Here is a 6,473-nt window from a genome sequence, read left to right on the forward strand (position 1 = left end):
CAGGTCATAGTCTGATCAGAGTTTCCGCCGGTCCGAAGCTGGGCAGCCAGGCGGGCGGAAGAACGCCCGGGCGGTGCGACCGCCGCCAACCGAACGACCCGAAAGACCGACCGACACAGGCGCCGCCTCCCCGGGGCGCCCTGACGAGGAAACACTCCGTGATCAGATTCGAGGGCGCCGGCAAGCGCCACCCAGACGGCACCATCGCGGTCGAGGGACTGGACCTGGAAGTCCCGACCGGTCGGATAACCGTCCTGGTCGGGCCCTCCGGGTGCGGCAAGACCACCCTGCTGCGCATGGTCAACCGGATGGTCGAGCCCACCTCGGGCCGGGTGCTGCTGGACGGCACCGACGTCGCCGAACTGGAACCCGCCAAGCTGCGCCGAGGCATCGGGTACGTGATCCAGCAGGCGGGGCTGTTCCCGCACCGCAAGGTGATCGACAACATCGCCACCGTCCCCTACCTGCTCGGCTGGGACCGCAAGAAGGCCCGGGCCCGGGCCGCCGAACTGCTCGAACTGGTCGGCCTCGCCCCCGAGACCGCCAAGCGCTACCCGTTCCAGCTGTCCGGCGGCCAGCAGCAGCGGGTCGGCGTGGCACGGGCGCTGGCCGCCGACCCGCCGGTCCTGCTGATGGACGAACCGTTCAGCGCCGTCGACCCGGTGGTGCGGGCCGGGCTCCAGGAGGAGCTGCTGCGCCTGCAGTCCGAGCTGCACAAGACCGTGCTGTTCGTCACCCACGACATCGAGGAGGCTGTGCGGCTCGGCGACCAGGTCGTGGTGCTGCGCGAGCACGGTCGGATCGCCCAGCTGGCCGACCCGCACACCCTGCTCACCGCCCCCGCGGACGACGGCGTGGCCGCCTTCCTCGGCCGCGACCGGGGCCTGCGCGGCCTGGGCCTGCGGCCCGCGAAGGCCGTCGAGCTCCGCCCGATCGAGGACGGACCCGGCCACGGGGGCTGGGAGTTGGCCCTGGACGACGAGCGCCGCCCGATCGGCTGGATCGACCGCGCCGCCGGTGCCACCGAGCTGCAGCCGGTCGCCGGCTACCGCCCGGACACCGACACCCTGCGCGCCGCCCTGGACGCCGCCGTGGTCTCCCCCGCCGGGGTCGCGGTCGCGCTGGACGCCGACGGCCGGGCGGTCGGCACCGCGAGCCGGGAGGCCGTCCTGGCCGCGCTCACGCCGGTCGCGCCCGCTCCGGCCCTCACGCCGGTCGCCCTCACCAAGGCGGACCCAGAGGTCCCGGCGAACGAAGCGGACGAGGCGGACGCGGCGGACGAAGCGCTCCCGCAGCCACCCGCGCAGACCCCGGCGGACGGAGCCGACGGTGGACGATGAACCGATCGTCCGCTGGTACTGGATCGGCGACCACGTCGGCTACCTCGGCAACCTGCTCGCCGACCACGCCGTGATCGCCCTGGTCCCGGTGCTCATCGGCCTGCTGCTGGCGGTCCCGCTCGGCCTGGCCTGCGCCCGCTTCCCCCGGCTGTACCAGCCGTTGTCCGCCGTCTTCAACATCGTCTACGCGCTGCCCTCGCTGGCCGTCTTCGTGGTGCTGATCCCGTACACCGGGCTCGCCACCCAGGCGACCGTGATGATCCCGCTCACCTTCTACGCCCTCGCCGTCCTGCTGCCGACCACGGTGGACGGGCTGCGCGCCGTCCCGGACTCCGTCCGGCAGGCCGCCACCGCGATGGGGTACGGGCCCTGGCACCGGCTGACCGCCGTCGAACTGCCCGCCGCCGTGCCGTACCTGATCGCCGGGCTGCGGGTCGCGGCGGTGTCCAGCATCTCGCTGGCCAGCGTCGGCGCGCTGATCGGCCGCGGTGGGCTGGGCTACCTGTTCATCGACGGCTTCCAGCGGACCTTCCCGACCCCGATCGTGGCCGGGATCGTCCTGATCGCCGTGCTGGCGCTGGCCGTCGACCTGCTGCTGGTGGCCGCCCGCCGGCTGCTCGCGCCGTGGGCCGTCCGGGAGCAGGGGGCGGGCTCGTGAACTGGCTGAACTGGCTGAACGACTTCTTCTCCGCCCCGGACCGCCGCAGCGGTCCGGACTCGATCGTGCACCGGGTTTCCGAGCACCTGCTGCTCTCCGGCGAGGCCCTGCTCTTCGCGGCGCTGCTGGCCGTCCCGCTCGGGCTGCTGATCGGCTACACCGGGCGCGGGGTCACGGTGGTCACCGCGCTGGCGGGGGCCGCCCGCGCCCTGCCGACCCTGGGCCTGGTCACGCTCGCGGTGCTGCTCGCCGGGGTCGGCGACACCGCCGTCCTGTTCCCGCTGGTCGCCCTGGCGGCGCCGCCGCTGCTGGTGGCGGCCGTCGAGGGGGTGCGCGGCACCGACCCGGACGTCCGGGACGCCGCGCGCGGGATCGGCCTCACCCACCCGCAGGTGCTGTTCCAGGTCTGCCTGCCCTCCGCCGCGCCGACCCTGCTGGCGGGCTTCCGGACCGCGACCGTCCAGGTGATCGCGACCGCCACGGTGGCCGCCTACGTCGGGCTGGGCGGCCTCGGCCGCTACGTCATCGACGGGCTGGCCACCCGGCAGTACGCGGTGACCGTGGGCGGCGCGCTGCTGGTGGTGCTGCTCGCGGTCGGCGCCCAACTGTTCTTCGCCCTGCTCGCCCGGTTCGCGCTCCCGCCCGGGGTGCGCGCCCAGCGCCGGACCCGCTGAGGCCCCTCCCTCTTCTCCCTCCCATCCGCTCCGGAAGGACAACTGTCACCATGTCGACATTCAAGGGAAGCCGCCGCGCCGTGCTCCTCGGCACCCTCGCCGCACTCGCCCTGGGCGCCACCGCCTGCGGCTCCTCGGGCAGCGGCGACCCGCTCGGCGGCGGGTCGAGCGCCTCCGCCGGCGCCACGGCCTCCGGCAGCGGTGCCGCCTCGGGCGGGTCCGGCGGTGCGGGCGGTTCCGGCGGGACCGTGGTGGTCGGCTCGGCGAACTTCCCCGAGAACGTGCTGCTCGGCTCGATCTACTCCCAGGCCCTCAAGGCCAAGGGCGTCAAGGTCCAGGAGAAGTTCAACATCGGCAGCCGCGAGGTGCTCTACGGGCAGCTGCAGAGCGGCAACCTGACCGTCCTGCCCGAGTACAACGGCGCGCTGCTCGCCTACCTGGACGCCAAGAACACCGCCGTCACCACCCCGGACGTGAACGCGGCGCTGACCAAGGCGCTGCCCGCCTCGCTGGCGATCCTCGACTCCTCCCCCGCGGAGGACAAGGACTCGCTCAGCGTCACCCAGGAGACCGCCGACAAGTACAGCCTCAAGAGCATCGCGGACCTCGCGGCCAAGGCCGGCGAGTTCACCATCGGCGGCCCGCCGGAGTTCAAGACCCGCCGCGAGCAGCAGTTCAAGGACGTCTACGGGCTGACCTTCAAGGAGTGGAAGCCCACCGCCGACACCACCGCGAACGCGCTCAAGGACGGCAACATCCAGGTCGGCAACGTGTTCACCACCGACCCGAAGATCGTCCAGTACAAGCTGGTGCCGCTGAGCGACCCGAAGAACGTCTTCGGCGCGCAGAACGTCACCCCGCTGATCAACAAGGCCGGCGTGGACGCCAACGCGACGGCGGCGCTCAACGCGGTGTCGGCCAAGCTCGACACGGCCGGGCTGACGGCGCTGATGAAGCGGGTCTCGGTCGACAAGGAGGACCCGTCGGCGGTGGCCAAGGACTGGCTGAAGAGCAACGGGCTCGGCTGACGGTCCGACCCGGTCCTGACCCGGCTGGACCCGGCTCGGCTCGGCCCGGCCCGGGAATCGACGGCAGCGGACGGCGGCGCGGAGGGTTTCCCTCCGGGGCCGCCGTTCGCCGTTCCCGGGCCGTTCGGGGCGGCCCCACGGGACCTTCCCTTCTACGCCGCGAACATGACAGTGTGGCGCCATGCGCACTCGTCTCCTCGCCGCCTCCCTCACGGCACTCGCCGCGGTGAGCCTCGCTGCCTGCTCCAGCTCGGGATCGGGCTCCGGCTCGAGCTCGGCCAAGGCCACCGTCGCGGCCGGCTCCCCCACCGTCGCCGCCACCGCTGACGCAACGGCCGACGCCACGGCCTCGACAGGCACCCCGGCACCCACCACGGCCGCACCGTCCGCGCCCGCCGACCCGGGCTCCACGCCCGGCGCGGACGGCTCGGCCCCGGCCAAGCCCGCACCGCCGGCCGACGCCGGCCTGCCCGCCAAGCCGGACGCCGACCTGACCGGCAAGGTGGTCGCCGCACTGAACGCGATCGACCCAGCGATCGTCGGCGGCAAGCCCGACCAGGCGGTGGAACAGGCCCGCAAGCAGTGCCAGGCGCTGTACCAGTTCCCCAAGGACAAGGCGAAGCTGGCCCAGCTGGCCGACCAGCACTTCACCTCGCCCGAGCACCCGCAGGGCTTCGGACCGGACACCGCCGCGAAGATCGACGACGCACTGCGCTCCACCCTCTGCCCCGCGGCGCGCTGACGCCGTCCACGCCGTCCACGCCGCCCCCGCACCACCCCCGAACCGCCCGGTGTCCTGAGCTCCGGGCAGCCGTGGCCGCGCCCCGCCCGCCGGGTGCGCGGCCATCGGCGTCCCCACCCTTCGGCGGCCGGGGCCGTCCGCTGACGAACTGTTAGGTCTCTTGACAGACCAGTGGTCTAGTCCAAACATAAGCATGTCGATCCGACCGGGATGCACTGTGGGGGTGTGACCACCGGCGGCTGAGGCACTGCCCTGCCCTGCTCCGCTCCACCCCCGCTCCGTACGGCGTGCGCACCTTCGCACCACCTCCCGCACCACCTCCCGCTTCCACCCGAGGCGGTGGGCTCCGCACGCCCTTGTGTCCGCATCGAACGCCCCCTGCACCCGCCCCCGCACACCCGCCTCCGGCTCCGCACGTCCGCGCGGTCGACCCCACACGACCACCGGACGAGCCGTGGCCCGCACATCCCCAACGTCCTGCCCCACCACGTCTGTTGGAGAATCCATGCGTCTTCGCAGAACCCTCCGGGCCGCGCTGACGGCCTGCGTCACACTGGCCGCCTCGGCCGGTCTGGTCGCCGCCGGGACGGGCTCCGCCCAGGCCGCCACCCCGCTCCCCACCCGGGTCTTCGCGCCCTACTTCGAGTCCTGGACCGGCCAGAGCCCCGCCACCCTTGCCGCCCAGTCCGGCGCCAAGTACCTGACGATGGCCTTCCTCCAGGCCGCCACCAAGGGCTCCTGCACCCCGTACTGGAACGGCGACACCTCGAAGCCGGTGTCCTCCTCCACCTTCGGCGCCGACATTGCCACCATCCGCGCCAACGGCGGGGACGTGATCCCCTCCTTCGGCGGCTACACCGCCGACAACACCGGCACCGAACTGGCCGACAGCTGCACCGACGTCAACCAGATCGCGACCGCCTACGAGAACCTGATCACCACCTACGACATCAGCCGGATCGACCTCGACATCGAGGACAACTCGCTGACCAACACGGCCGGCATCGACCGCCGCAACAAGGCGATCAAGGTCGTGCAGGACTGGGCCGCCGCCAACGGGCGCAGCATCCAGTTCTCCTACACGCTGCCGACCACCACCGGCGGGCTGGCCGACAACGGCCTCGCGGTACTGCGCAACGCCGTCAGCAACAAGGCGCGGATCGACGTCGTCAACATGATGACCTTCGACTACTACGACAACGCCACCCACGACATGGCGGCGGACACCCAGACCTCGGCGCAGGGCCTGTACAACCAGCTGGCCCAGCTCTACCCGGCCAAGTCCCCCGCCCAGCTGTGGGGTTCGATCGGGATCACCGAGATGCCCGGCATCGACGACTTCGGCGCCGCCGAGACCTTCACGGTCGCCAACGCCACCACCGTGTACAACTGGGCGGTCTCCAAGGGCATCAACACGCTGTCCTTCTGGGCGCTCCAGCGCGACAACGGCGGCTGCCCGGGCAAGGGCGGGGACGACTCCTGCTCCGGGATCAACCAGGGCACCTGGGACTTCACCCACATCTTCGCGCCCTTCACCAGCGGCTCGACGGTGACCAACGACTTCTCGGTCGCGGTGAACCCCAACTCCGCAACCGTGAAGGCCGGTTCGTCCGCCTCGGCGGCAATCGCGACGGCGGTCACGGCGGGCTCGGCGCAGAGCGTCAACCTCTCGGTCAGCGGCGCCCCGACCGGCGTCACCGCCACCGTCACCCCCGGCAGCGTCACCGCCGGCAACAGCGCCACCCTGAACGTCACCACCACCTCGTCGGTGGCGCCCGGGAGTTACCCGCTGACGGTCACCGGCAGTGCGGCCTCCGGCAGCCACACCGGCGTCTTCACGCTGACCGTCACGGGCAACCAGCCGGGCAACGACTTCTCGGTCGCGGTGAACCCGAACTCCGGTACCGTCGCGGCCGGTTCGTCCGCCTCGGCGGCGATCGCGACGGCGGTCACGGCGGGCTCGGCGCAGAGCGTCAACCTCTCGGTCAGCGGCGCCCCGACCGGCGTCACCGCCACCGTCACCCCCGGCAG

At 72.6% G+C, this 6,473-nt stretch carries 6 protein-coding genes; all 6 read left to right on the plus strand.

Features of this window, described 5'->3' with window-relative positions:
* The first annotated feature begins 158 nt into the window (after nucleotides 1–158).
* Entirely contained in the window at nucleotides 159–1,340 is a 1,182-nt protein-coding gene (locus ACFC1T_RS20925; RefSeq protein ID WP_375890660.1) for an ABC transporter ATP-binding protein, read from the plus strand.
* A complete protein-coding gene (locus ACFC1T_RS20930) occupies nucleotides 1,330–1,998 on the plus strand; it encodes an ABC transporter permease (protein WP_375890662.1) in 669 nt (222 codons plus the stop codon). Before ACFC1T_RS20925 ends, ACFC1T_RS20930 begins: the two co-directional genes overlap by 11 nt.
* Nucleotides 1,995–2,672 (plus strand): ABC transporter permease, encoded by a 678-nt coding sequence (locus tag ACFC1T_RS20935; protein ID WP_375890664.1) that lies wholly within the window; start codon nucleotides 1,995–1,997, stop codon nucleotides 2,670–2,672. The genes ACFC1T_RS20930 and ACFC1T_RS20935 overlap by 4 nt, the downstream gene beginning before the upstream one ends.
* Nucleotides 2,673–2,722: 50 nt before the next feature.
* Nucleotides 2,723–3,700: an ABC transporter substrate-binding protein gene (locus tag ACFC1T_RS20940; protein ID WP_375890666.1), complete on the plus strand. Its 978-nt coding sequence runs from the start codon at nucleotides 2,723–2,725 to the stop codon at nucleotides 3,698–3,700.
* A gap of 181 nt (nucleotides 3,701–3,881) precedes the next feature.
* The gene (locus tag ACFC1T_RS20945; protein ID WP_375890668.1) at nucleotides 3,882–4,442 is read left to right on the plus strand and encodes a hypothetical protein; all 561 of its coding nucleotides are present in this window, start codon (nucleotides 3,882–3,884) and stop codon (nucleotides 4,440–4,442) included.
* A 505-nt stretch (nucleotides 4,443–4,947) separates the two neighbouring features.
* Nucleotides 4,948–6,473: chitinase (locus tag ACFC1T_RS20950; RefSeq protein WP_375890669.1), on the plus strand; the 1,526-nt coding region annotated here is incomplete at its 3' end.

The sequence above is a fragment of the Kitasatospora sp. NPDC056076 genome (assembly GCF_042266305.1).
GTDB lineage: Bacteria > Actinomycetota > Actinomycetes > Streptomycetales > Streptomycetaceae > Kitasatospora.

Bases quoted from the DNA above. Each gene is read 5' to 3' on its own strand.
- ACFC1T_RS20945 (WP_375890668.1), top strand. From the start codon at position 3,882: ATGCGCACTCGTCTCCTCGCCGCCTCCCTCACGGCACTCGCCGCGGTG.
- ACFC1T_RS20940 (WP_375890666.1), top strand. From the start codon at position 2,723: ATGTCGACATTCAAGGGAAGCCGCCGCGCCGTGCTCCTCGGCACCCTC.